We start from the raw sequence: 24,248 nt of genomic DNA on the forward strand, positions 1-24,248 counted from the left end.
GTGATGAACGAATTTGAGAATCGGGCCGAAATAATAATTAGGGTCAGGACCCATTGATCTGAGAGGCAAGATCTGATTCGGGCTCTGTGAGGAGACCGCGCATGAGCGACCTGTACTGGCTCACCGACGAGCAGATGGCGCGGCTCGAGCCATATTTCCCAAAGAGCCACGGCAAGCCGCGAGTTGATGATCGGCGGGTGTTGAGCGGCATCGTTTTCGTCAACCGTAACGGACTGCGCTGGTGCGATGCACCCAAGGAGTATGGCCCCCACAAGACGCTCTACAACCGGTGGAAACGGTGGGGCGAAAGGGGTGTCTTCGTCCGCTTAATGGAGGGGCTGGCTGCCGCGAGCGCCACGCCCAAGACGATCATGATTGACGCAACTTACCTGAAAGCACACTGCACAGCATCGAGCCGGCGGGTTAAGAAGGGGGCCTTGGGCGCCTCATCGGACCCACCAAAGGGGGCATGAACACCAAGCTGCACGCCGTCACCGATGCAGACGGTAGACCGCTCAGCTTCTTCATGACCGCTGGCCAGGTCAGCGACTACACCGGCGCTGCCGCGCTACTCGACGATCTACCCGCGGCGCAGTGGATGCTGGGCGATCGCGGCTACGACGCAGACTGCTACAGGGACGCCCTTCAGGCAAAGGGCATAACGCCCTGCATTCCGGGCCGAAAGTCCTGGATCATGCCCGTCAAATACGACAAGCGCCGCTACCGAAGCCGGAACCGTATCGAGATTATGTTCGGTCGTCTGAAGGACTGGCGTCGCGTCGCCACCCGCTACGACCGATGCCCGACCGTCTTCTTCTCCGCTGTGGCTCTCGCCGCCACCGTCATCTTCTGGCTATGATCAACGATGCCTGACCCTAAGAGGGCGAAACAAGCCGCGTAGATGGAGCTGAAACACCCGTCACCTAGCCGCACGTGAAAGCGGCCATATCGCGGAAATGAACGAACGGCCGGAACTGGGGAGCGAGGAGGGTAGCCTGAATGTCCACTTCTGGGTCATGGAACATTGCGGTCTCTTGGCGAGCTCGGTCCGGGCTCGTCGACATCCCCCCTTAAAACCGCAACGAACTTTCAACACCGAACTCCTGCGGCCGACCGGGTGTGTAGCGGTCGATGCCAAAGCCGCCGAAATACCCCGTACGGGCCTGCTGTGTCACCTTGTCCAAGACGTTGGTCCCGTAAATGCCGATCCGCCAGCGCCCGTCAGCGTCAGGCGAATAGTCGAGCCGGAATCCAACCAAGGCATAAGCCGGCAAGCGGCAAACATAGTCGGCCCCTGACTGGCACGCGGGCTTCTTGCCGACACCGCGGACGTCGACACTGGGTGTCACAAGCCCATCTCCAACATGCAGATCATAGGCTACGGCCGCGCTGTAAGTGTATTTCGGTGCGGAATTGACCGGCGTATCGAGCGTTAACGTTACGGCGTTCGGGCGAATGCTGTCATAGCCCTGCGTCAGATACGAGACGTTGCCCCGTACCGTCAGATCCCGCACCGGCCGCAGCACGAATTCGCCTTCGAACCCTGCCTCGTGAGCAGACGCCGCGCTCTGAACCTGGCGCGTAGAGACGTTGCCGACCAGGACGTTCACGCTCGCCTGGATGTCGGTGTATTTCTGATAGAAGCCGGAAAGGTTGATTACTGCTCGCCTATCGAGAAGGTCGAGCTTCACGCCGGCTTCGTACGACCACAGCTTTTCGGGGTCGTAGGAAGACGGGAAGCGTCCGTCGGCTGAAGGGCCGCCCAATTGCTGGTTGAAGCCGCCGGAATTGTAGCCGTGTGCGGCAGTCAGATAGGTGAAGACCGTGTCGGACCAGCGATAGGAAAGCTGAAGCTTCGGATCGAAGCCGTCCCAGTGATCGGTATCGCGCGCTGTGAATGGGGCACCACCGCAGTTGGCGATGCCTCCGAGAAAGTCGCCGTTGAAATAGCCGCACTGCGTCGGCACGCCGTTGTAGAGAAACGTGTTCTCCCGCCCGGCGAAGAAGACGTAGCTGGAGCCCGTTTTGCGATCATAGGTGTAACGCCCGCCGAGAGTCGCCTCGAGTTTCGGCGTGATCTTGTACGACGCCTGCGCGAAGGCCGCGTAGCTGCGATACTTGAGCGAGGCGTCGTACACATAGCCAAGCGGATCGATCCAGTCGGGTCCGGTATCCTGGAGGAAGTCGGTCTTCTGCTGGAAATAGAAGGCGCCCGCGAGAAACGTCAGGCGGTCGTTCAGCACGGTGCCGCCGATCGTAAGCTCCTGCGTGAACTGCGTGCTGCGCGTGTCATCATACTCTGCGTAGATGTCATTCGGGGCGTCGTTCACTGGCGTGTAGAACTGGGCGTGCGAGCGGCGATACGCGGTGATCGAATGCAGGGCGATACCGCCGCCCAAATCGTAGCCGAGACGGCCGTTTAGCGTCGTCGCGTCGGTGTCGTTGAAGGGGCCGCGGCCCGCATAGCGGGAAATACCGCCCGCATCGCCACCGCGCGCGATGCCAGTCACGGCCGCACTCGTAGGCGCAAGGAGAGTGGCGCCGCCATAGACGGTGTAATCCTTCCCGAGCACGGGATAGGCGGTGCAATAGGGGACGGCGTGCAGCGCATCGTAGTTTTGAATGTATCCCGCCGTGGAAAGGCAGCCGACGGGTATGGTCGCGCCGCCATCGGTCTTCGACCGGTTATACTCGCCGAGCAGATCGATCGTGAGGGGCCCGCCCTTGTCGACACGCAGCTGAAGGCGGCCCGACTGATTGTTGACGTTCGCGCTGCGGTCGTCGTCCAGAACGTGCTTGATATAGCCGCGTACGCTCTGCGTGCGAAAGCTTGCCCGGGCATAGATGTCATCGGTCAGCGGCACGTTGAGCGCACCCTCGGTATCGATCCGCCTGAAGCTGCCAGCGCGGACCTGCGCATAGCCTTCAAACCGATCGGTCGGACGCTGCGTCGTGAGCAACACCGCGCCTGCCGTCGTGTTCTTACCAAACAGCGTTCCCTGCGGGCCTTTTAGGACCTGCAGCGACGCGACGTCGTAGAAGTAAAGGTCGTTGCCTTCCTGCCGGCTGACGTACATCTCGTCTACGTAGAAGCCGGCCTTTGTGTCCGAATTGACCTGATTGAACGTCTGTCCGATCCCGCGAATGGTGAAGCTCGTGCCGCCGGACAACAGGGGTACCAGTTCGAGATTGGACACGGCGCCGCGCAGATCCTGGAAGTTGCGGATGTTCTGCTGGACGAGGTTCCTGCCCGACAAGACCGTCGCGGAAACCGGCGTGGTCAGCAGACTCTCTTCCCGGCGGCGAGCGGTGACCGTGATCTCGCCGACGTCGTCCGTAGGGGCGGCTTCAGCGGCGTTGGGCGACTGCGCGATCGACTGCGCGGTAACTGGCGAAGCTGCCATGCCTGCAACCAATGCAAGCGCCGAGAGCGCGCGCGTCGTCGATGACGGATGTGCTGCCATGATACCCCTTTATGTCAGCGTTTGCCGCTGCTTGCCCTGTATGGCGATATACCTATGCTGACGGTGGGGATTGTGGACAGAGCTTTTGTTTTGCGCTGCATCGCTCGGCTTTCGGTGCCTGGCATGGCATGATTTTCATCCTGCAGATCAGGTTGCAGACAATCGAGTAGATGAGGGCTGAGAAATGATCACCAAGCTGGCGGTGTTGCTGTGATCAGGCCGATATTGAAGATGGGGGATCCGCTCCTTCTCCGCATTGCGCGGCCGGTGGTCGACCTCGCCGACCCGAAGTTGAGAAAGCTTATTGCTGACATGCACGATACGATGGCTGCGGCAAACGGCGTCGGCCTGGCAGCGCCGCAGATCGGGGTTGAGCTGCGCGTCATGGTCTTCGGCTTCGACGACAACCCGCGCTATCCAAAAGAACCGCCGGTGCCCATGACCACGCTGATCAACCCGCAGGTCGACACCCTGACCGACGAGACCGAAGACGGGTGGGAAGGATGCCTGTCGATCCCGGGTCTGCGAGGTTCGGTGCCCCGCTCGACGCACATTCGTTACCGTGGCATCGGCGAGGACGGTCGCGAGCTCGTACGAGAGGCCCGGGGTTTTCACGCACGGGTCGTCCAGCACGAGCTCGATCACCTGAACGGCGTGCTGTATCCGCAGCGGATTGCCGACATGACGAAATTCGGGTTCACCGACGCTTTGTTCCCCGACAGCGGCCTGGCCGCGCTCGAGACGGATCGGTGATGAGATCGGGTTCGAAAGACGCGAATGAGGTCGTCAGTCCAGACCGGGTCGGTCTCGTTCGCTCGCTCGGACGGTGGGGGCTGACGGCGCTTACGATTAATTGCGTCGTCGGCGCAGGAATCCTCGGACTGCCAGGCAAGGTCTACGCGCTTGCAGGCGCCTCGACCGGCTGGGTCGTAGCCGGTGCAGCCATCCTCGCGTTAGCGGCCGCGCTATGCCTTGCGGAGCTTGGCAGCCGCATGGACGGAAGCGGGGGCCCTGTCGAATATTGCACGGCGGCCTTCGGTCCGGTTGCGGGGTTCGCGGCGGGCTGGCTCTTGTGGGCGGCGACCGTCTTGGCTGCAGCGTCTTTGCTCAACCTCTTCGCAACGATGGTGGCACCTGACGCACACACTTTGATAGTAGTCAGTACGGGACTGGGACTGACCGTCCTGACCTGTGCAGGCATGGGGCGCTCGGCCATCGCGAGCGGTGCGTTGACCGTCCTCAAGCTAGGACTGCTAGGGGGGGTGGCTATCGCCGGCCTTACCGCATCAGCGGCTCCCGCTGCCTTACCCACTACAGCCGCCCAGCCCGTAACGGCGCTGATCCTGATGTTCTTCGCATTCGTCGGGTTCGAACGGCCAACAGCGGTCGCAGGTGAGGTGGTAGACGCGCGCCGCGCAGTTCCGTTCGCCCTGCTTGCCGGTATGGCGGTGGTCACCGCGCTGTATGCAGGCGTGATCGCCGCATGCTGGCGCGGCGTGCCGAACCTTGCGCTGAGCGAGCGTCCCGTTGGAGATCTGCTCGGTCGTCTGTTTGGGAGCGAGGTCGCGCGCGGCGCCGAGCTTGCCGCGGCGGTGATCGTGCTCGGTACGCTCGTCAGCCAATGGATCACGGCGCCGCGCCTCATGCTCGCGCTGTCGGAAAGCCGCCAATTGCCGGCGATATTCGGCCGCATCGCGTCAGGCAGGGGGACGCCGGACGTGGCCATCGTGACGACGGGCATCGTCGCCGTTTTTCTGGCGCTCGGAGGCGATTTCGTTACGGGCATCGCAGCGTCAAGCGCATCGCGGTTGTTGATCTTCATGGGGTGCGCCGCGGCGCTGCTCCGTCTTCGTCGCCAGCGCGGCATTCCGGAAGCGCGCTTTCACTTGCCGCTTGGAGCGGCAGTCGCCACCTGCGTGATCCTGGTGTGTGGGGCGCTGCTCGTTGTGGCATCGGCCGAGCTTGCGCGGCTGGGTGTTCTGATCGTCGTTGGAGGATTGCTTTGGCTGATATCGAACGGGAAACGCTGATTCCAGCGGGTGTGACCAACACTACGGGCCTATCGGTTGCGCCATCCGGTCCGGTCCTGGGTGCGGAGATCTCCGGCTTGCGCATCGACGGATCGATCGATGCCCAAGTGGCGGCGGCTCTTCGTAATCTGCTGCTGCACTACAAGGTCCTGTTCTTTCGACATCTCGATCTCACCCACGAGCAGCATCTGACGCTGGCCAGGGTGTGGGGCGACCTCGAAGGGCATCCGGTCATCAAGCATGTGCCGGGATATCCCGAGATCCTCGACATTCGCGGTTCGGAGGGACGCGTCGAGGACAACGCCGGCAACCAACGCTTCCAGACGCTCGACAAGTGGCATGCCGACGTAACCTTCCGCGCCGCACCCTCGATGGGGGCCGTGTTGCGCGCCCGTGAAATCCCGGAGATTGGTGGAGATACGTTGTGGGCCGATGCCGCCGCTGTCTACGCTGGGCTTCCCGACGACGTGAAATCCCGGATCGCAGGGCGGACCGCAACGCATGACCTGCTCTTCGATTTCGGCGACCGGATCGCGCCCGAGCGACGGGCGGCGTTTGCTCAAGAGTTTCCGCCTCAGCACCATCCGATCGTCCGCGTGCACCCCGAGACGGGGGAGAAGGTCCTGTTCGTCAACGCGAGCTTCACCAGTAAGATCGACGGGATGGATGAGGCCGAGAGTGGAGAGTTGCTCGGGTATCTGCTCGATCGGTTCAAGGTGCCCGAATATCAGGTTCGCTTCAGATGGTCGCCGAACGCGGTCGTCATCTGGGACAATCGAGCGACGCAGCATTATCCCGTCGCAGACTATTGGCCTGCGCGCCGCAGGATGGAACGCGTAACGATACGCGGTGACATTCCGGTCTGAACGCTTCTTCGCTTCCAGCATCGATGTGCTGCAAAGCAGGGCGGGCGCCGCACAGGCTGCCAATGACGCAACCGAGATTAGCCGCCTGATGATGGGGCGGGGTGGTCATCGCAGGTTCGGGTAGCCGAAGCGGATCGCCGTTTGTTGCAGCGCGTGGATCGGGGCCAGCGCGTCGAGGTTCGCGGTGACGATCCCCGCCAGCCCGAGGCTGGCTCGAGCCTCCGGCAGCCATGGGTCCGTCATGATTTCCTGCAAGGCTAGTCGCAGCGCTGCGATGGTCTCGACGCTCGTCGCAGCGGATGTCACGAACGGCAGCGTCGGAGAGGCCGGGCTACGGGCAACGATCTTGAGGGGGGCGGTCAGATCTGGTTCGTGACGCACCAGCGCCGCATAGGTGAACATATCGATCGCCGCGATATCCGCGTTCCCTGCGGCGATCGCCGCGACGCTGCCGCGATGCGATCCTGTCTGGACAACGCGAGCGAAGAAGGCACTGGTCTCGGCTATCGGCGCTAACGTCGCGCGGAAAAGGTTCATGCCTGTGTTCGACTGCGGATCGTTGGTCGCGGCGCGGGTGTCGCGGTAGTCGACCAGCGACCTCCGTCCATCGTTCGCGCGCGCCACCAGTACGCTGGCATGTGTCGCGTCGCTACTTGTGAACCCCGGCATATCGTAGATCGGTAAGGCGATCACTTGAAGAGCAAGGCTATCGTCGGCGATCAGCGGGTAGCCGCACGCCTGCCCGAACAGCAGGTTCGGGTCCCGCTAGAGATCATGGACGTGGCGCGTGCGGTCGAGGACGTCCGGCACGCCGTCGACCCCCCGTTTGCGCAGGATGCGGACGATCGCGGACCAGATCCGGTCGTTGGCGGGCTGCTGCGCCGGATGATCGTACATTCCGAGCGATGCGACCAAACGGGTCATGCGGTATGTTGCCGTGCACCGGGATGCAGCATGTCGTCATGCGATCGAAACGCGAAACGCCGGACGATCTCACCATAGCCGCGATAGACGGGCGCGCCTTGCGCCACGAACCGGTCACGGTGGCTGCTGTGATAGGACGGGAGGCGATACCAGGGGAGCCCCGGACGTTCGTGATGCGCGGCATGAAGATTGTTGTTGAGGTACAGCAGCGCGAACAGGCCGCCGCGCTCGACGATGGCGGCGCGTCCGGGACTCGTGAGGTCGGCGCGATGCTCGGCATAGGAGCGCAGCATCGTCAGCGCGGTGCCCGGATAGACGAATGCCAGCACATACCTGGCGAGGCTCAGTCCGACATGATCCAGCCACCACAGGATCGCAGCTACGCCGAGCAGATGCGGCACCCAGTCCCGCGCGACGGCAACGGGGTTGCGAACGGCGCGGCGGGTCTCGCCGAACAGGAATCGTCCGATCGACAATGCCGGGCCGAAGATCATCTGGCCAACCACAGTCGATTGTAGCGAGGCGATCAGGGCGTCGTGTCGGGATAGATGGTAGCGCGATTCAGGATCGTGTCGGGGATCGGTGATCACCTCGGCACCGTGATGCGCAATATGGCTTCGGCGATACAGCCGATACGGCAGCCAGAGCGACAAGGGGGCAAATCCGATCGCGCTGTCGATCCGGCCAATCCCGGTCGGATGGCCATGGATCGTCTCGTGCTGCAGCGATCCCTGCCAGGCGATAAACCATCCGCCGAGGACGATAAGTACGGGCAGCGGAACCTGCGCGTGAAACGCGGTAAGCGCGATCCAGCTGGCGTAGATCAGCACCGCGACCGTGAGCGTGGGCCACTCGATGACGGACATCCTTGCGAAGAGATTACGCATATCCAACTCCTTGGCTGATGCTAACATCCCCCAGAGTGATAGGAATTTAAAGCAAGCAAAGGTGCGCGGCTGGGATAGGTTTGCTTCGTCACGAGGATACGCGGGCTCGCCAACCCCAAACACGAAGTATGATCTTCGACAGAGCGCTCACATTGCCTGACGTTCGGCAGGTCTTACTGGGCAGCCGGCGTCCAGCTAGGCGTCCCCGATCGCCTGGATGATGCGATACGCGGCAACGACGTCGCGCTCGACGACAGCCGAGGTAAAGCGTTCGATGATGGCGCGGAGGCGGTTGGTCGGCGCCGTCGCAGCGTTCAGGAGTGGGCCATCGATGAGGCGACTGCCCCATTCCACGCCCAGGCGCTGCGCTTCGTCATCGGCGCCGACGACGATCGATGGGAAGGGCAAGCCGATTTTTGGCGCCGCGAAGTTACGTTGGTCCAAGCTCGTGCCTTCGGGGGCGACCAACAAGGCGCCGGCAACGTTCGCGGTATAGGCTTTCGGTGAGAGTCGCGCCCACCATGCGGCGGCCGCGCAGGCGCTGCCCTGCGCCAGGAGCATGACGGCACGATCAGACGCCGATACGGCGGCATCGATCCGCGCCGCCAGCGCCGTTCGCTCAGAAGCGGTACGGCTGCGAACAGCGATATGCTGCGGATCGCCAAACCGGGGAAACTCCCGAAAACGCCCGAATATAGAGGCGGCCTTTTCGGGAACGAGCGCGATGAGCGTCAGCCGATGGCTATCTAGGACAGCAACAGACACAATCCGGTCTCCCTTTCCGTGAATGCGTAAGCTGCCTTCTTCCGGTCGACGGTGCAACGCAGCTTCTCAGATACGCGCCAAGCCGTTCTATCTTGGGTTTCGGTCGAAATCAGAGCGATCAGATTTCATGCGAAATACCGTCCCATGCGGCAAGTCATTTTAAGCGGCGCATTCTCCCTTCTCATCAAATAACGGAGCGAGAAAAAAACCTCCGTCTCGCTCTAGTTCGAACTGTGAACGTGAACGTGTTGCGCTGACCCGTTCACGTTGGATCTTCTGTCTCTCAGTGCGATGCGAAGTAGGTCGCGAGATCGTAGATATAGTCGCGGCCACGGTACAGGGCATCAGTCGAGATGCGCTCGTTCAGCCCATGCGTGCCGGCCGTAGCAGGATCGTTCCACAGCCCGGGAATGCCATAGGTCGGGATGTTCAGCTTGCTCAGGTATGTTGCATCCGTTGCTCCTGCCGACTGTGTCGGGATGACTGGGATGCCCGGGAAATGCTTGGCGCCGATCGCCGCGATCGGTTTCAGGATCGCGGGGTCCAGTGGCGGGGTCACCGCTACGGGACGTTCCTGGATCTTGCTGCGAAGCACTTTGACCTGCGGGTCGGCGATAACCTGCTCGATGGCGGCCTTGGTTTGATCCGCAGTTTCGCCAGGAGCGATCCGACAGTTGATCGAGGCGGTGACGCGCTGGGGCAGGGCATTGGCGGCATGCCCGCCTTCGATCAGGGTCGCCACGCAGGTGGTGCGTAGCAGCGGATTCAAGCTTAGGTCCGACGATACCAGCGCGGCCGCCTTCGCGTCGTCAGGTTCCTTCGCAAGCTGGACCATTGCAACCCCGACGGCATCCTTTCGCAGGGCCCCCGCCTGTGCCAGATACGCCTTCGACACCGGGTTGAGGTTCACTGGAAATTGCAGCGTGCTGACCTTGGTAAGAGCCGTAGCCAGGCGATAGATCGCATTGTCGGGTTGCGGCTGCGAACTGTGTCCGCCGCGGTTGGTAACCTCCAGGATGAAGTTGCGCGGCGATTTCTGCGAGACTTGGACGCCGAGCGTCTCCGGGCCTCCGCCAGGTGCCGTTCGGCCACCGCCGCCTTCGTTGAACGCGAACCCCGCCTTGACCAGTTCTGGCCGGTTGTCGACCAGCCAGCCGGCACCGTTCAGCACGCGTTCGTTCGTCCCTTCCTCGCCGCAGGTCAGCGCGAGCTTCACTGTACGGCGTGGCTTGAACCCCGACTGCTTCCAGCGGATCAGCGTGTCCGAGAAGATCGCAGCCTGAGCCTTGTCGTCGCTGCTACCGCGCGCGTAGAAATAGCCGTCCTCCTCGATCAGCGTGAACGGGTCGCGGACCCAGTCCTCGCGCTTGGCTTCGACGACGTCGATATGCGCGAGCAAGAGCAGCGCCGGCTCCTTGGCGTTCGATCCTGCGTAGGTCGCCACGAGGCCTCCGTCGCGAGGGCGGCCGTCCGGCACGTACATTGTGAGATCGCGGTCAATGAAGCCGGCCGTGCGGAGCCGGGCCGCAACCTGCTGCGCGGCCTTCGTGCAGTCGCCGACCGACGAGGTCGTGTTCGTCTCGACCAGTTCCTTGTAAAGGCTTCGAAAGGCCGTTCGATCGGGACGTTCCCCCGCTCCCTGAGCGGTCGCAGCAAGCGGCAGGGTCAGGGCGACGGTCGCCATCAGGGCAGGCGCAATGTGCTTCATGCTATGTCTTCCTGGTCGATGAGATTGGATAAAGTGCCGGGAACGGTGACGCAGTCGACCCGGCAGGTTGTCTTCAGAAGCTCTTTCGGGCGTTGATACCGATCGTCCGGGGTCGGGAACTGACGTAATAGTCCGGTACGCCGGTCGCGGAGGCAACCCGGTTCAGGCCGTATTTGTTGAAGACGTTGTTCGCGAACAGCGAAACAGCAAGCCCGTTCTGCGCATCGACGCCGATGCGCGCGTTGAAGATGCTGAACTTGCCGATCTCGCGATAGAACGCATTGGTCTCTCGCAATTCGGTGTTCATCCGCCCGGTATAGGTCCAGTCGAACCGTACCAGACCCGTCAGCGTATCCGTCAGGGGCGGGAAATACTCGACACCAGCCGACGCCGTCGTCTTCGGGATGTACGCCAGCGTATCGCCGGTGCGGCCGGGAGCATTGATGAACCCAGTGGAATCGATCTGGTCCGAGGTCAGCTTGGCGTCGTTGTAGTTGACGCTGCCATTGATGCTGAGGTGGCGGACCGGGCGAACGCTTGCTTCGACCTCGACACCCTCGACCCGAACGCCGGCGAGATTGTAGATGAAGTTGAAATTGCCACCGCCCTGCTGAAGCGTCGATACCGAGGTCTGTACCTCGTCCCAGTCGGTCCGATAGATCGCGACGTTGAGCGTCGCCTTCCGATCAAACCACGACGTCTTCGCGCCGAGCTCGTAATTCCACAGCGAGTCCGGACGGTAGACGAGATATTGCGCCGGCAGATTGGGAATGTTGTTGGCGCCGCCGGGACGAAACCCCTGCGCGGCGTTGGCATAGATCAGCGCATCACGCGTGACACGGAGTTCGGCGTTGAACTTTTTCACCCAGCCCTTGGCGTTGGCCTTGGTTTCCTCATAGGGGCGCGGTTCTTGGCCGTTGGTGAAATTGTAGCCGAGATACTCGCCGCCAACGGTCTTGGTATAATCGAAGTGGCGCAGACCGACCGTCAGGGTCAGCGGCGACAGCAACCGGTAGCCGACCTCGCCGAAGAACGCGGTCTGCTTGACGCTGGTCAGGATGTTGCGACCGCCCAGATTGTCGACCGGATCGCGCTGCCCGCCGCTGACCGGGTCGCCGGCAAAGGGCAGGGTGTCTACGCGGTCGAAGCGATCCTCGTGGAACACGCCGACGGTATAGCTGAGTGGGCCATTCCCGTTCGAGCCGAGCCGTGCTTCCTGGATGAAATTCCGGACATAGCGCGGCTGATAGGCACCGAACGGCGCCTTCGACCGGGCATAGGCCTGATACGCGGTACGTTGTGCAGGGGTACAGGTCGTCGTCGGAATGCCCAGGGCGACGCGGGTATAGAGCGGGCACCACCGTGCGCCCGAAACCACGCTGGCGAACGCGGCATTGTTGTCGTTGGTGCTCTCCACGTTCCAGCGATACCAGGACGCGCTGGTCGTCAGGGTCGCGAAGCCGAGATTGAACCTCCCGACGCCGTTGTAGAGTTGCAACTTGTCATGCCACGGCTGGAATATCTGGAAGTCCGCGCGGAACGGCCCGAGGACCGAGTTATACTGCGCGGTGCCATCGATATTCTGGGTCTGCAGCAACGCGGTCGCGGTGATGGAAACATCGTCGCTCGGCGTGAAGCCCAGCATGACGCGACCGCCTTCGAGCGTCGCGCGGTTGGTGTTCTTCCGGTCGAGCAGCGTGTAGTCGACATAACCGCCCTGCCGCTCGCGGTAGCCGACGACACGCAGCGCGAGCTTGTCCGCGATGATCGGGACGTTAAGCGCTCCCTTTGCGAAATAGCCAATACCGCCATTCTGCGTGGTGGTCGCCTGGAGTTCCGCCGTACCTTCGTATTTGCTCGCATCGGGCTGGTTGAACAGCACGCGCAGGGTGCCGCCCATCGATCCGGATCCGTAGAGCGTACCTTGCGGACCGCGCAGGACTTCGACGCGTTCGACATCGAAGAGATTGAGGTTCGGCGTGTTACCGGCGGGGTCCGAATTCGTCCCGGAAGGACCGGTCAGCGGCGTCTCGCCGTAATACAGTCCGACAGTGCTTTCGCCAGCCGCCTGAACGCCGCGGATCGAAACGCGCGTGCGTCCTGAATCGCTCTCCGTCAGCTGCAGTCCCGGGACTTGCCGAATGATATCGGCAATGGTCGTCGCGCCGAGCTTGGCCAACTGGCCTTCCCCCAGCGCCGAGATGGCGATTGGCGTGGTCTGTACCGTCGATTGACGACGGAGCGCCGTGACGACGATGTCGCCGGAAGCATCCGCACTTTCGGCAGGCGCGGGGGCTGATGGCACGTCCACGGGAACGGTTTGCGCCAGCAAGGGGCAGGGCAGGGCTACGGTCGTTAGAATTAAAAAGCCGGATCGCACGGATACTAGCATTCCGCCCCCATTTGTCGTTTCAGCGTGTCCTCTTCAGGCTCACGCTCCGGGAGAATGGACTCAAATCCTAGTGGCTCAATGGGATATGGAATTGGAGCTGGCGAAGATAATCCATGTTGCACAAACCTGTCCGATCGAGGCCTCGTTCGAGCTGACGACGCGGCGTGGGATACACACGCCAGAAATAGTGTTCCCCATTCGTTCGTTTTGCGATATTCCGCTCGACCATGGTCGTTGAGCTCAGCCGCAAGATCATTCACGTCGATATGGACGCCTTCTTTGCCTCTGTGGAGCAGCGGGACAATCCGGCGCTCCGAGGCCAGCCGGTTGCGGTCGGTCACGCGGGGGCTCGTGGCGTCGTCGCGGCCGCCAGCTACGAGGCGCGCGAATACGGGGTAAAGTCCGCCTTGCCTTCGGTGACGGCACAACGTCGCTGTCCGAACCTGATATTCGTGCCGCCACGCTTCCAGGTTTACCAGCAGGTGTCTCGACAAATTCACGCGGTATTCTCGCGCTACACGACCTTGATCCAGCCGTTATCGCTGGACGAGGCTTATCTCGATGTCACCGACAACAAGGTGGGCCTGCCGACGGCGTGGCTCACCGCGAAAGCCATCCGTGCGGACATATTCCGCGAGACCGGACTGACGGCATCCGCGGGGATTTCGTACAACAAGTTCCTTGCCAAGATCGCGTCCGATCACCGAAAGCCGAACGGTCAGTTTGCGGTCACTCCGGACATGGGGCCGGCCTGGGTCGAAACGTTGGCGGTCGCCCGGTTTCACGGCGTCGGTCCTGTCACCGCGGCCAAGATGAAGCGGCTCGGTATCGAGACGGGAGCCGATCTTCGCGCACAGTCGCTGGACTTCCTGCGGCGGCATTTCGGCAGTTCCGCCGAATGGTATTACGGCATCGCTCGTGCGCGGGACACGCGTTGCGTCAATCCGAACCGGGTTCGTAAGTCGTCAGGTTCGGAAACGACGTTCGACCGCGATCTGACGGACGAGAGCGAGATCGAAAACGGGGTGCTGCGGATGGCGGACGATGTCTGGAACTGGTGCGAACGGCGCCGAGCGTTCGGCCGGACGGTCACCGTTAAAATCAAATACGCCGATTTTCAGCAAATCACGCGAAGCCGCAGCCAACCGGCTGTCGTGACGACCCACGACCAGTTGCGCCAGGCTGCGATCGATCTCGTGCGCTCGGTCTTTCCCGCGGCCAAGGGCGTCAGGCTGGTCGGCGTAACGGTGTCGAACTTTGCCGAAGCGACGGCGGCAGAGGTGGAGCAATTGCCGATCTTCGCAAAGGCCACAGCGGCATGATGCTCGACCTGTTCGATATGCCCGTACTGCCGGGGCTGCATGCGTGTCCCGACTTCCTCGATCGGGACGAGGAGCGGGCACTGATCGCGCGGATCGACGCGACCGATCCGACCCCGTTCAAGTTCCAGGGCTGGACCAGCAAGCGCCACACCACGTCATTCGGCTGGAGTTACGGTTTCGAGGTGGGACATCCGGTGGCTGCCGAACCGCTTCCCGATTGGCTGCTTTCGATCAGGGATCGCGCGGCACGTTTTGCCCAGCTGGACTCGACCTTTCTCGTTCAGGCACTGTTGATCCGGTATGATCCTGGTGCAGGCATCGGCTGGCACCGTGATCGACCGGTCTATGAGGATGTCATCGCCATATCGCTCGGCGAGCCAGCGACGATGCGCTTCAGACGTCGGTGCAAAGGTGGCTTCGAGCGGGCTAATGCCCCGCTCGATCCCCGCGCCGCTTACCATTTAAGCGGAGCTGCTCGCCATGACTGGGAACACAGTATTGTCGAGATGGATCGACCCCGGTGGTCGATCACATTCCGCAGCCTGTCTATAATCGGGCGAAAGATTTTGGCTGGAGAACCCATCTCCCGCTGTTAGATCGTAACATGCCGTATCTGATTAACGAATGTCCGAAATCGGACGGCGGAAAGTCACCCGCAAATGTCCACAACTGATGACGTGGACGGCTCTCCAACCCTCAAGCAGTATGTCCTGCGGAGAGTCGAAGGAGAGTCACGATGGGAAACGTCACAACGATCGGTCTGGATATCGCGAAGAACGTGTTTCAGGTGCACGGAGTGGATGCTGATGGCGCAGCGGTTGTTCGCCAGCGTCTGACGCGTGGGCGGATGTTGAAGTTCTTCGCCAAGCTGCCCCGGTGTCTGATCGGCATTGAGGCGTGTGCGACATCACACTTCTGGGCGCGCGAGCTGGTCGCGCTTGGGCATGACGTGAAGCTGATGCCGGCGCAATACGTGAAGCCGTACGTCAAGCGAGGCAAGAACGATGCGGCGGATGCCGAGGCGATCTGCGAGGCAGTGACCCGGCCGACCATGCGCTTCGTCGGGATCAAGTCGCCCGAGCAGCAGAGCGCGATGATGCTCCATCGTGTCCGCCTGATCCTAAACCGCCAGCGCACGCAGCTGTCGAACGCGATGCGGGCGCATTTGGCCGAGTTCGGGATTGCGGCGCCAATTGGTAGAAACGGCATCGAGCAGCTCCTCGACGTGATCGCTGATCCTACCGATGAGCGCGTACCGGCCGATGCGCGGTTCTGCCTGGAGATGCTGGCAGCGCAGCTGCGCATCGTAAAGGAGCAGATCCTCGAGAACGATCGTCGCATCCTGGCGAGCGCACGCGAGACCGAGCTCGGTCGCCGGCTGATGGAGATACCCGGCGTGGGTCCACTGCTCGCCAGCGCCATCGTCGCCACGGTTCCTGACCCCGCGATCTTCCGCTCGGGCCGCAACCTGGCTGCCTGGATCGGCTTGGTGCCACGGCAGAACTCGAGCGGTGGAAAGGAGCGGCTGGGCAGCATCACGAAGGCAGGCCACCAATATCTGCGTCAGATGCTGATCGTCGGCGCTATGGCAGTCGTGCGCTATGCCGAGCGGAACGGGGCCAAGCGGCCCTGGCTCGTGCAACTGCTTGCCAGGCGGAAGGCCAAGGTCGCCGCGGTCGCGCTAGCCAACAAGAACGCCCGCATGATCTGGGCGATGATGGCCAGTGGCGAACGGTATCGCGAGCCGCAGATCGTGTAACAGAATACGGGGCGGGCGACCGCACCGGACGAGGTTGGAAAGGGCGGATAGGAGCTAATGCAACAAGCCGGTTGAACCGCCGGATCGGGAAAACCCACAAAGACCCAAGCGCATCAAGCGCGTATAACTGATCGGGACCCGAACCGCGCGAATGGCATTATGGCCAGCGGCGCTATGAGCCGCACTAACAGGTCGGACACATGGCCGCACCAACCAGCATTGCAACGCGACTGTTCAAGCTTGCCAACGGAGGGCCGTCCACACATGGGTCTCTGAGGTTTATGATGACCTCGCGACCTTTCGTATTGCCGCCACCTATCAGCAACCAAGGCGCGCGGTTTAGCGAAGCACCGCCTCGGCGTTGATGACCGTCATGTCGTGCATCTGGTCGAGGTAGCGTTCAAGGTATGGCTTATGCGAGGCGCCAACGACGATAAGCCCGCGGATACCTGGTTGCACCGCAAACATGTCACGGATGTTTGAGGCCATGCGCAGGTTGCGCGTTTCCCAATAGCCGACATAGCCACGGCCAAAACGGTCTGCCGACGGCTCTTCTAAGGCAGCGCCGAAGTCGCTGGTAAATATGAGCTTCGCTTGGTCAGCCCGATTGTAGTCACGGTACATCGCAAGCATCGCGCCGGGCTGCCCGAGCCGGGCGGTCAGCGCCTCATCTCTTACCTTGCGCTTGGCCATGGCGGCGTTGTCCCACGCTTTAGAGATGACAGCTTCGTAGCCTTTCTCGTCGGCAACCGGCGCGTCGGCAGTGTGATCGTCCATCGCGTACACGCGCTCAAGCCCGAGCCGGGCAGCCAAGGCGGCTGCGATTAGCAAGCTCTCGTCGTTCCGAGTGCGGAGGCGTTCGAGCCTCGCGACTAATGCAGTATCAAGGGCCTCGCCGGCGTGACGCTCGTTCTCGGGGAGGCGAAGCCACTGAACCAGCGCGCTGGCGCTCTCGCCGCCAGCAAGGAACAAGGCGGCGAGGCGACGTCGGTCGGCAGGCGAAGGCGCTGAGGGCCAGGTCGCGAGCAGCTGGTTCCAGGCGGCCGTTGCCGCTGGCACGTCCAACCCCGTAGCTTTGGCGGCGGGTACCGAGTCCCAGCAGTAGCTTTCGACGCTGTCTTTGTAGCGTTCTGGGTAGTGCCGCATGAAATCGCACTGAGACCCAGACACCGCCTCGATCGCGATCGCCTGTGGACGCCACGCCGCCAGCTTGTCGAGGACCGGACCCAGTTGTTCAGGTCGGAACGTTGCAGGCATGTCAGAAAGGTGCGTGCTCCCAAGCACGAGCAGCTGGTTCTGCGGTCCGGACCGCGGTCCCTTCAACCGGCTTGTGTCGAAGGGGTGGTACGTCTGCGCCACCGCGGCCGACATGCCTGATACCGCCGCGATCGTTACTATGAACCTCGACAACCAACGCATTTTTGACCCTTCGATGCAGCTGTGACACTCACCTAATACAGCAAGGGCGATCAGGGAAGCGTTGCTGGCGGCTCCCAATGAGGGAAAGAGCAATCTGACCGGATTGGGGAGGGAGCCCGTTACCAAAACCCGTTTACCGAAGATCAGGCCCGCCCGCCGAACCGGTGTCGTGGCAAAACCATCGACGTCAGCGAATGGCACGTCTAAACGGCCACCATAAGCTATCCGGGGTGCAGGATTAAGTGACAGGGTCCGCCAGGATACGATCTGCAACCGTTGGGACGCCAGGCGGAATGCCACCGGTGATCTGGTTAGGCATCACAATCATTCTCACGATCGTCGACGCCTTTGGTGTCTCTACAGCGTTCGGATTTGCGCTCGGCCTCGCTTTCTGGGGCGCACTGGTCGGCGTTAACATGTTCGGCTGGTCCGTTTGGCGACGATCGCTGCCGGGGACGCGTGACCATGCCGGGCGGATGGCGCTAGGTGCCCTTTTCCTTAACTTGCTGCTCGCGATCGAGGTGCCGCTGCTCTACCGCCTGATGGGGCGGGGCGACGCCTCAGTGGACTCGAGACCGTTCGTCTATGGTTTGCTGGTTACAGGCTTCGTCATGGTCCTACTCCGCGCCACGCGGGCACGGCATACCCCGGCCAGGCAAGACAGTGACGTGGAAGACGCTGCTCACTCGCCAGCGACGCCGACCACGAGTTTCGGCATTCTCGCCCGCGCTGGCATAGACCCGGCAGACCTCCTGTCGGTTCGCGCCGAAGATCATTACTGCCGCCTTTCCGTGCGCGGTGGGGGCGCGCTGCTGGTGCATTATCGCTTCCGCGATGCAGTCGGCGACCTCGCCGACGTGCGGGGCGCGCAGGTCCACCGGGGAGCCTGGGTCGCAGACTCCGCCATTACGGGCAGTGAGCGAACCGGGCGGCGCTGGTCGCTTCACCTCGCCGACGGGTCACGCGTGCCGGTCAGCGAGACAAGCGTCGCGCTGTGTCGAGCGCGTGGCTGGCTGGAGCGCGGCGGACTCGCGTAACGCCAAACCGGTTTCGCGAAATCGGAGGCTTTCCGGCGCAATCACACCTTACCCGACCGCGGTCTATTGACCATCACGTCTCCTGGATCTGGGATTGGGAACGGACAATGGGTAGGATATCGGCAATCGGCGCGGCGCATGTCGCGATGGGAAGCGTGGCGCTAGTCAGCGGCGCCGTCGTATTGATGTTGCCCAAAGGGACAAAGCGACACAGGCGCGTAGGCACGGTCTATGCCGCCGCGATCCTCGCGATCAACGGTACTGCATTGTCGATGTACGACCTCACGGGGCGGCCCAACGTCTTTCACGTTATCGCGCTCGTCAATCTCGCGACGTTGGCAATGGGTCTGCTGGCGCTACGTAGTTGGCGCCGGATGCGCGAGCCTGATGATCTTGTCACCCACCAGCGACGGATGGCAATGAACTATGTCGGCCTGTGGATGCGTTCGTCACCGAACTGCTGGTCAATCCAATGATGGGCGTCAGCCGGATCAGCGACCCGCGAAGTCACTGGCCTCTGATGATCGCACTGAACCTCGCGCTGTTCGGCGCCGGTGGTTGGCTAGTGCGGACGCGCCTAACCGCTACATCGGTGCGGGCATGACGCCGCGGTCGTCTACCGATCCGCGCGCGCCACTCGCAGACGTCGTCGCATTGGCGGCGCTGGCGTGGGTCGCGGCGGCCACGCTGCACGAGGGGATGGGGCACGGCCTCGCCTGCACTGCAATGGGGGGCGATCCAACGAACTGGAGCACCTTCCACTTCGGCTGCAACCAAGAAGCCATGCCGCTGTGGGGCGGGCGGATCGTCGCAGCCGCTGGAACCGCGGTCAACGTCATCCTCGCCGCGCTTGGCTGGCTCGTCTGGCGAGGAAGCGGCTCGCTGAGGGGGCGGCTCGCCGGTTGGATCGTGTTCGCACTCAACGGATTGACCACCTTCGGCTATCTCGTCTTCTCCGCAGTCTTCGGCATCGGTGATTGGAACGGGCGCGGAGTGATGGCGGGGGTGACCGATCCTGGTCTCGTGCGTGTTGCGCTCGCGGTCGTCGGCATCGCCGGTTACTATGCCGTCGTCCGCCTCGCTGCGGGAATGCTGTCGCGCGTGCTTAACGGTGAAGGTGTGGCGGCGCAGGCACGGCGGTGTGCGGTCATTGTGTGGATGACGACAGGGGTGATCTCGCTGGCTGCGGCGCTGGCGGCGGGTAGTGATTGGCGGTCTACGATCGGCGCGTCGATTGGGGTCGCCCTCGGCGGTAATGCCGGGCTGTTGAGCATGGGACGGTTTGTTAAGCCAACGGCTGCCGCATCGGCGACCACACTTTCGCCAAGTTGGCTGCTGCGCGTGGCTGCTATCGTCGGGACGGTAGCGTTTGTTGCGATCCTCGGCCCGGGGATCGCCTTGTAATGCAACGGACTAGGGCTTCGCTGAGCAGTCAGAGGACTGCCTGCGGCACTACCTCGCCTAGGACATGAATGAGTGTCTGAAGTTGAGAAGCGGGGAAGAGCACTCGAATGGCGGGGTATGGGTCGTCTTACGAACGTCCGCGAATGGTTTGTATGATGCGCGTGCAAGATGGTGAACTTGCACGCGCTACCTTTATGGCTGACCGCTACCGCCCGCGGCCCCATAGATTTGACCGTTGGCATAGCTAGCGTCTGAGGCGGCGAGCTGGACGTAGATAGAGCCGAGTTCAGCAGGCTGTCCGGGCCGCCCGAGGGGGGTATTGCCGCCGAACTGCTGAAGCTTTCCCATCGTCGCGCCGCCCGAGACTTGGAGTGGCGTCCAGATCGGCCCTGGTGCCACACCATTGACGCGGATACCCTTCGGCCCGAGCTGTTTGGCTAGCGACTTCGTGAAGTTCATCATTGCCGCCTTGGTCATCGCGTAATCGACCAGGTCCTTCGACGGATCGTAGGCCTGCTCCGACGTCGTCTGAATGATGGCAGAGCCGGGTTTTAGATGCGGCAACGCCGCCTTCGTGACGTAGAACATGCCGTACAGGTTGGTCTTCATCGTCGCATCGAAATCCTCGTCGGTGATATCGAGCAACGACTGTTTCTGCTGTTGCCGGCTGGCGTTGTTGACGAGGATGTCGAGACCGCCGAGCTGTTTCACCGCGGTATCGACGAGCTTCAGGCAGTAGGCGCGGTCCCGCAGATCACCGGGTATGGCAACAGCCTTGCGCCCCGCCTGCTGGATAAGCGCGACCACTTCGCGCGCGTCCGGTTCTTCCACAGGAAGGTACGCGATCGCGACATCTGCGCCCTCACGCGCGAACGCAATTGCCGCCGCGCGGCCCATACCGGAGTCCCCTCCAGTGATCAGCGCCCTCCGTCCCTTGAGCCGGCCCGATCCTTTATAGCTGGTTTCACCGTGATCGGGGCGTGGCATCATCTTGCTCGCAAGCCCGGGAAACGGCTGAGACTGGCGCGCAAATGGGGGCTTCGGATATTGGGTTGTCGGATCGGTCAGCGGCGTATCTGACATGGTACCAGCTCCTTGAGCAAACGCAGGGGCGGCGGCGGCCGCAAGGCCGATCGCCGCACCGCCGACGACACCGCGCCTGCTCACATGATCGGACCCGCTCATGCCTTGGCACTGCCCGGCTCGGCCATCTTGCGATGCTGTTCAGCAAGTACCGAGCCGGGGACGACGTTGGCGATAACGCCCTGAACCTTGGTCATCCAACCCGAGAAGACCGACGCCTTGCCGCTCATCAGCGCATCCCAGCCGTCCTTGGCCACATCGGCGGGATCACGCTTGTTAGGATTTGCACCCACGGACGTGTCGTTCATGTCGGCGCGGTCGAAGAATTCGGTGTCAACCGGCCCCGGCATCAGCGTCGTCAGCGTGACGCCGTCTGCGTCCTTGATCTCGTTCCGCAGTGCTTCGGTAAAGCTGTCGATAAACGCCTTCGAGCCGTTGTAGACCGCCTGGAACGCGCCGGGAATGTAACCGGCAACCGACCCCGTCACGAGGACTTTGCCGTCGTTGCGTGCGACCATCGCCGGCAACACCCTCTGAACGAGGTACAGCGTGCCCGTGATGTTGGTGTCGATCACGTTGCGCCAGTCGTCGAGCTTCTGGTCGAGAAAGCCGTGGCCGAGGCCGTGGCCGGCATTTGCGCACAGCACATCGACTTTCCGCCCGTTGGTCGCGGCGAGCAGCGCATCGACGCCCTCGATCGTCGAGAGATCCTCCTCGACCGCAGTGACGTCGGTGCCGATCTGCTTGAAGTCGGCTGCGGCGGAGTGGATCAGCGCTTCGTTGGCGACGACGAGGATGTCGTAACCGTCCTTTGCGGCGAGCGTGGCGAGTTCGAAACCGATACCCGTCGAGGCACCGGTGATGATTGCGAATTTATCGGCCATGATCTCAGATCCTCTCAGTTAAAGCCGGGCTTGAGCACGACCTTGGTCACTTCGTTTTGGTTGTTCTTGAACATGTCGTAGCCCTTGGGGGCATCCTCCAGATCCATGCGGCGCGAGATCAGGAAGGTCGTGTCGATCTTGCCCTCCATGATCGCGTTGAGCAGCGCGGGCATGTAATGCTGGACGTGCGTCTGGCCTGTCTTGAGCGTCAGCCCCTTCTCCATCAGCGCACCGAGCGGGAACTTGTCGATGAACCCGCCATAGACCGCCGGCATCGACACGCGCCCGCCCTTGCGACAGGCGATGATCGCCTGGCGGATCGAATGCGCGCGATCGGTGCCGAGGAAGGTCGACGCCTTGATCTGGTCGAGCACGTTGTCGACGAAGAAGCCGTGTGCCTCCAGGCCGACGCTGTCGATCACTGCATCGGGACCGATCCCACCGGTCATCACCATCAGCGCCTCGTAGACCGCGCTTTCCTCGTAATTGAGCGTCTCCGCGCCGAACTTCTTCGCCAACTCAAGACGATGCGGGAAATGGTCGATCGCGATGACGCGCTCGGCACCCATCAGGAACGCCGACTGCACCGCAAACAGCCCGACCGGACCGCAACCCCACACCGCGACCGTATCGCCGGGCTCGATCTGCGCATTCTCCGCTGCCATCCAGCCGGTCGGCAGGATGTCCGAGAGGAACAGCACCTTCTCATCCTCGACGCCGTCGGGGATCACGATCGGGCCAACGTCGCTGAACGGTACGCGGACATATTCCGCCTGGCCGCCCGCATAGCCGCCGGTCATGTGGCTGTAGCCGAACAGGCCGGCCATCGGCTGACCATAGAGCTCCTGCGCGATGTCCTGATTGTCGGCGGGCAGGCCGTTGTCGCAAGCCGAATACTGGTGCTTACCGCAGTGATAACAGCTGCCGCACGCGATCGTGAACGGGACGACGACCTTCTGCCCCTTCCTCAGCGTGGACTTCGCACCGACCTCGACGACTTCGCCCATGAATTCGTGACCGAGAATGTCGCCCGCCTGCATCGTCGGGATATAGCCGTCGTACAGATGCAGGTCAGAGCCGCAGATCGCAGTCGCGGTGACCTTGATGATGCAGTCGCGGGGATTTACGATCTCGGGGTCGTCGACGGTGTCGACGCGGACGTCGTGCTTACCGTGCCATGCCAAGGCGCGCATCAGGCCATCTCCTCTTCGCGTTGCTTACGGTTCATCGCTGCGGTCGCGATCTCGCCGGTTTCCATCAATTGCTTGAAGCGACGCAGGTCGCGCCGTGCCTGGATCGCGGGCTCGCGCTGGAACATCTTGGCGATCAACTTGCCGACGACACCCGCGGGCGGATCATAGGCGATCGTCGCGGTGACGACGGTGCCGCGAGCGCCGGCATCGCGAAACTCGACCCGGCCGCTGTTCGCGACATCGGCGCCGGGCTCTGATGTCCATGAGATGGCGCGATCTTTTAAATCTTCGGTGACGATTGCGTCCCATTCGACCGTCTTGCCAGCGGGAGCCTTCACCACCCAATGCGACAGGGTGTCGGTCAGAATGTCGATCCGTTCGACGTTCTCCATGAATGTCGGCAGGTTTGAGAAGTCACGGAAATACGCGAACACTTCACCAATCGGTCGATTGATCGTTACGGCGCGTGCGACAATTAAGCTGCCCTTCTCCTCGGGAATAGCCGCCTCCGCGACAGCATCACCTTTTTTCCACGTCGTCGGCGGTGCATCGTCGCCATGCACGATTTTATTGTCGGTCATGTCGGTTAATCCTGTCCTGGAGCAATCGTCTATGGCGATTTCGCCTGCGTGCCCGGTTAACGCGCCATGATTAAAATGGGCTCCAGCCAAGATGACGATTTTGCTCGCACTGTCCGGTGACTGAAGATTAGAAGCGCGAGAGGGGGGCGGTAACGTCAATTCATGAGCGCTTGCAGACATTCAAGGCGCATGTGAAAGTAGCGTCGATGGAGGGTGTCTGTGACTGTATCGGCCAGTTCTCGAGCAGCTAATCTCGTACGCTGGCGTCCGGCCCTTTGGGCTTCCCTTGGGGTCTTACTCCTCCTTCCGGCCATCGCGATGTTGTTCACCGACGAGGTGCGTTGGACAGGTGCCGATTTCATTGCGGCTGCCGCCATTTTCGCCGTTTTCGGCTGTGCGATTAAGGTGATTGTTCGGTTCGTTGACCAGTCGGTCTTACGAATGGCTCTCGTTTGCGGAGTGATAATAGCGGCCTTGGCGATCTGGGCCGATGGTGCAGTGGGCATCCTCTAGCTTCTTTATCGGGACGA

At 62.2% G+C, this 24,248-nt stretch carries 22 protein-coding genes; 10 read left to right on the forward strand and 12 right to left on the reverse strand.

Going from position 1 to position 24,248, the window contains the following annotated elements:
• Window positions 1-101 precede the first annotated feature (101 nt).
• Window positions 102-859 (forward strand): IS5 family transposase gene (locus tag IFR23_RS11170; protein ID WP_192975976.1). Its coding sequence is split into 2 segments (ribosomal slippage): window positions 102-429 and window positions 429-859, totalling 759 coding nucleotides; the frame shifts between segments, so codons are not numbered across the junction.
• Window positions 860-1,070: 211 nt separating this feature from the next.
• Here IFR23_RS11170 and IFR23_RS11175 read toward each other — a convergent pair.
• Entirely contained in the window at window positions 1,071-3,464 is a 2,394-nt protein-coding gene (locus tag IFR23_RS11175) for a TonB-dependent receptor (RefSeq protein ID WP_244655614.1), read from the reverse strand.
• Between the two features lie 210 nt (window positions 3,465-3,674).
• On the opposite strand from IFR23_RS11175, the gene def reads away from it, so the two are divergent.
• Genes def through IFR23_RS11190 form a run of 3 tightly spaced genes read left to right on the forward strand, consistent with a single transcriptional unit; the run spans window position 3,675 to window position 6,360 of the window.
• Window positions 3,675-4,217: a peptide deformylase gene (gene def, locus IFR23_RS11180; RefSeq protein WP_192975977.1), complete on the forward strand. Its 543-nt coding sequence runs from the start codon at window positions 3,675-3,677 to the stop codon at window positions 4,215-4,217.
• Complete coding sequence (locus IFR23_RS11185; RefSeq protein ID WP_192975978.1) at window positions 4,217-5,494, forward strand: APC family permease; 1,278 nt, start codon at window positions 4,217-4,219, stop codon at window positions 5,492-5,494. The genes def and IFR23_RS11185 overlap by 1 nt, the downstream gene beginning before the upstream one ends.
• An 11-nt stretch (window positions 5,495-5,505) precedes the next feature.
• Window positions 5,506-6,360, forward strand: coding sequence for a TauD/TfdA dioxygenase family protein (locus IFR23_RS11190; RefSeq protein ID WP_342344937.1), 855 nt, complete (start codon window positions 5,506-5,508; stop codon window positions 6,358-6,360).
• A 105-nt stretch (window positions 6,361-6,465) separates the two neighbouring features.
• Here the strand turns inward: IFR23_RS11190 and IFR23_RS11195 are convergent, their stop codons facing one another.
• The 6 genes from IFR23_RS11195 to IFR23_RS11215 form a co-directional block, all read right to left on the reverse strand.
• On the reverse strand, window positions 6,466-7,053 hold the full coding sequence (locus IFR23_RS11195; protein WP_342344938.1) for a phosphate/phosphite/phosphonate ABC transporter substrate-binding protein: 588 nt from the start codon (window positions 7,051-7,053) through the stop codon (window positions 6,466-6,468).
• Between the two features lie 72 nt (window positions 7,054-7,125).
• Window positions 7,126-7,284 (reverse strand): hypothetical protein, encoded by a 159-nt coding sequence (locus tag IFR23_RS20210; protein WP_244655615.1) that lies wholly within the window; start codon window positions 7,282-7,284, stop codon window positions 7,126-7,128.
• The gene (locus IFR23_RS11200) at window positions 7,281-8,171 is read right to left on the reverse strand and encodes a fatty acid desaturase (RefSeq protein ID WP_192975980.1); all 891 of its coding nucleotides are present in this window, start codon (window positions 8,169-8,171) and stop codon (window positions 7,281-7,283) included. Before IFR23_RS11200 ends, IFR23_RS20210 begins: the two co-directional genes overlap by 4 nt.
• 195 nt (window positions 8,172-8,366) lie before the next feature.
• Window positions 8,367-8,936: an alpha/beta hydrolase gene (locus tag IFR23_RS20435; RefSeq protein ID WP_192975981.1), complete on the reverse strand. Its 570-nt coding sequence runs from the start codon at window positions 8,934-8,936 to the stop codon at window positions 8,367-8,369.
• Window positions 8,937-9,219: 283 nt separating this feature from the next.
• Window positions 9,220-10,644, reverse strand: coding sequence for a M20/M25/M40 family metallo-hydrolase (locus tag IFR23_RS11210; RefSeq protein ID WP_192975982.1), 1,425 nt, complete (start codon window positions 10,642-10,644; stop codon window positions 9,220-9,222).
• A gap of 73 nt (window positions 10,645-10,717) precedes the next feature.
• Window positions 10,718-12,949, reverse strand: coding sequence for a TonB-dependent receptor domain-containing protein (locus tag IFR23_RS11215; protein ID WP_192975983.1), 2,232 nt, complete (start codon window positions 12,947-12,949; stop codon window positions 10,718-10,720).
• A gap of 314 nt (window positions 12,950-13,263) precedes the next feature.
• On the opposite strand from IFR23_RS11215, the gene dinB reads away from it, so the two are divergent.
• The 3 genes from dinB to IFR23_RS11230 all read left to right on the forward strand — a co-directional run bounded on the left by dinB (window position 13,264) and on the right by IFR23_RS11230 (window position 16,117).
• A complete protein-coding gene (gene dinB, locus IFR23_RS11220; protein WP_192975984.1) occupies window positions 13,264-14,358 on the forward strand; it encodes a DNA polymerase IV in 1,095 nt (364 codons plus the stop codon).
• On the forward strand, window positions 14,355-14,954 hold the full coding sequence (locus IFR23_RS11225) for an alpha-ketoglutarate-dependent dioxygenase AlkB (RefSeq protein WP_192975985.1): 600 nt from the start codon (window positions 14,355-14,357) through the stop codon (window positions 14,952-14,954). The genes dinB and IFR23_RS11225 overlap by 4 nt, the downstream gene beginning before the upstream one ends.
• Window positions 14,955-15,094: 140 nt before the next feature.
• On the forward strand, window positions 15,095-16,117 hold the full coding sequence (locus tag IFR23_RS11230; RefSeq protein WP_132737998.1) for an IS110 family transposase: 1,023 nt from the start codon (window positions 15,095-15,097) through the stop codon (window positions 16,115-16,117).
• A gap of 339 nt (window positions 16,118-16,456) precedes the next feature.
• Here the strand turns inward: IFR23_RS11230 and IFR23_RS11235 are convergent, their stop codons facing one another.
• Window positions 16,457-17,488, reverse strand: a complete 1,032-nt coding sequence (locus IFR23_RS11235; protein ID WP_244655617.1) for a DUF5694 domain-containing protein — start codon at window positions 17,486-17,488, stop codon at window positions 16,457-16,459.
• Window positions 17,489-17,838: 350 nt separating this feature from the next.
• Here IFR23_RS11235 and IFR23_RS20540 point away from each other — a divergent pair, with 350 nt between their 5' ends.
• From IFR23_RS20540 to IFR23_RS11250, 3 genes are all read left to right on the forward strand, one after another.
• Window positions 17,839-18,573: a LytTR family transcriptional regulator DNA-binding domain-containing protein gene (locus IFR23_RS20540; protein ID WP_192975986.1), complete on the forward strand. Its 735-nt coding sequence runs from the start codon at window positions 17,839-17,841 to the stop codon at window positions 18,571-18,573.
• A 107-nt stretch (window positions 18,574-18,680) separates the two neighbouring features.
• The gene (locus tag IFR23_RS11245) at window positions 18,681-19,049 is read left to right on the forward strand and encodes a DUF2306 domain-containing protein (RefSeq protein WP_192975987.1); all 369 of its coding nucleotides are present in this window, start codon (window positions 18,681-18,683) and stop codon (window positions 19,047-19,049) included.
• Between the two features lie 124 nt (window positions 19,050-19,173).
• Window positions 19,174-19,977: a hypothetical protein gene (locus IFR23_RS11250; RefSeq protein ID WP_192975988.1), complete on the forward strand. Its 804-nt coding sequence runs from the start codon at window positions 19,174-19,176 to the stop codon at window positions 19,975-19,977.
• A gap of 192 nt (window positions 19,978-20,169) precedes the next feature.
• Here IFR23_RS11250 and IFR23_RS11255 read toward each other — a convergent pair whose 3' ends face one another.
• The 4 genes from IFR23_RS11255 to IFR23_RS11270 form a co-directional block, all read right to left on the reverse strand.
• Window positions 20,170-21,060, reverse strand: a complete 891-nt coding sequence (locus IFR23_RS11255) for an SDR family oxidoreductase (RefSeq protein ID WP_244655618.1) — start codon at window positions 21,058-21,060, stop codon at window positions 20,170-20,172.
• Between the two features lie 98 nt (window positions 21,061-21,158).
• A complete protein-coding gene (locus tag IFR23_RS11260) occupies window positions 21,159-21,944 on the reverse strand; it encodes an SDR family NAD(P)-dependent oxidoreductase (RefSeq protein ID WP_192975990.1) in 786 nt (261 codons plus the stop codon).
• Window positions 21,945-21,958: 14 nt separating this feature from the next.
• The gene (locus tag IFR23_RS11265) at window positions 21,959-23,137 is read right to left on the reverse strand and encodes a zinc-dependent alcohol dehydrogenase (protein ID WP_192975991.1); all 1,179 of its coding nucleotides are present in this window, start codon (window positions 23,135-23,137) and stop codon (window positions 21,959-21,961) included.
• Window positions 23,137-23,718 (reverse strand): SRPBCC family protein, encoded by a 582-nt coding sequence (locus IFR23_RS11270; RefSeq protein ID WP_192976115.1) that lies wholly within the window; start codon window positions 23,716-23,718, stop codon window positions 23,137-23,139. The genes IFR23_RS11265 and IFR23_RS11270 overlap by 1 nt, the downstream gene beginning before the upstream one ends.
• Window positions 23,719-24,248: the final 530 nt, after the last annotated feature.

It is taken from the genome of Sphingomonas sp. CFBP 13603, assembly GCF_014892665.1.
In the GTDB taxonomy this organism is placed as follows: domain Bacteria; phylum Pseudomonadota; class Alphaproteobacteria; order Sphingomonadales; family Sphingomonadaceae; genus Sphingomonas.

Excerpts from the sequence above, each read along its gene's own strand:
- IFR23_RS11245 (WP_192975987.1), top strand. The coding sequence starts at position 18,681 with ATGGGTAGGATATCGGCAATCGGCGCGGCGCATGTCGCGATGGGAAGC.
- IFR23_RS11175 (WP_244655614.1), bottom strand. The coding sequence starts at position 3,464 with ATGGCAGCACATCCGTCATCGACGACGCGCGCGCTCTCGGCGCTTGCA.
- IFR23_RS11225 (WP_192975985.1), top strand. The coding sequence starts at position 14,355 with ATGATGCTCGACCTGTTCGATATGCCCGTACTGCCGGGGCTGCATGCG.
- IFR23_RS11265 (WP_192975991.1), bottom strand. The coding sequence starts at position 23,137 with ATGCGCGCCTTGGCATGGCACGGTAAGCACGACGTCCGCGTCGACACC.
- IFR23_RS11255 (WP_244655618.1), bottom strand. The coding sequence starts at position 21,060 with ATGTCAGATACGCCGCTGACCGATCCGACAACCCAATATCCGAAGCCC.
- IFR23_RS11260 (WP_192975990.1), bottom strand. The coding sequence starts at position 21,944 with ATGGCCGATAAATTCGCAATCATCACCGGTGCCTCGACGGGTATCGGT.
- IFR23_RS11210 (WP_192975982.1), bottom strand. The coding sequence starts at position 10,644 with ATGAAGCACATTGCGCCTGCCCTGATGGCGACCGTCGCCCTGACCCTG.
- dinB (WP_192975984.1), top strand. The coding sequence starts at position 13,264 with ATGGTCGTTGAGCTCAGCCGCAAGATCATTCACGTCGATATGGACGCC.
- IFR23_RS11185 (WP_192975978.1), top strand. The coding sequence starts at position 4,217 with ATGAGATCGGGTTCGAAAGACGCGAATGAGGTCGTCAGTCCAGACCGG.
- IFR23_RS11235 (WP_244655617.1), bottom strand. The coding sequence starts at position 17,488 with ATGTCGGCCGCGGTGGCGCAGACGTACCACCCCTTCGACACAAGCCGG.
- IFR23_RS11230 (WP_132737998.1), top strand. The coding sequence starts at position 15,095 with ATGGGAAACGTCACAACGATCGGTCTGGATATCGCGAAGAACGTGTTT.
- IFR23_RS11200 (WP_192975980.1), bottom strand. The coding sequence starts at position 8,171 with ATGCGTAATCTCTTCGCAAGGATGTCCGTCATCGAGTGGCCCACGCTC.
- IFR23_RS20210 (WP_244655615.1), bottom strand. The coding sequence starts at position 7,284 with ATGACCCGTTTGGTCGCATCGCTCGGAATGTACGATCATCCGGCGCAG.
- IFR23_RS11270 (WP_192976115.1), bottom strand. The coding sequence starts at position 23,718 with ATGACCGACAATAAAATCGTGCATGGCGACGATGCACCGCCGACGACG.
- IFR23_RS11250 (WP_192975988.1), top strand. The coding sequence starts at position 19,174 with ATGACGCCGCGGTCGTCTACCGATCCGCGCGCGCCACTCGCAGACGTC.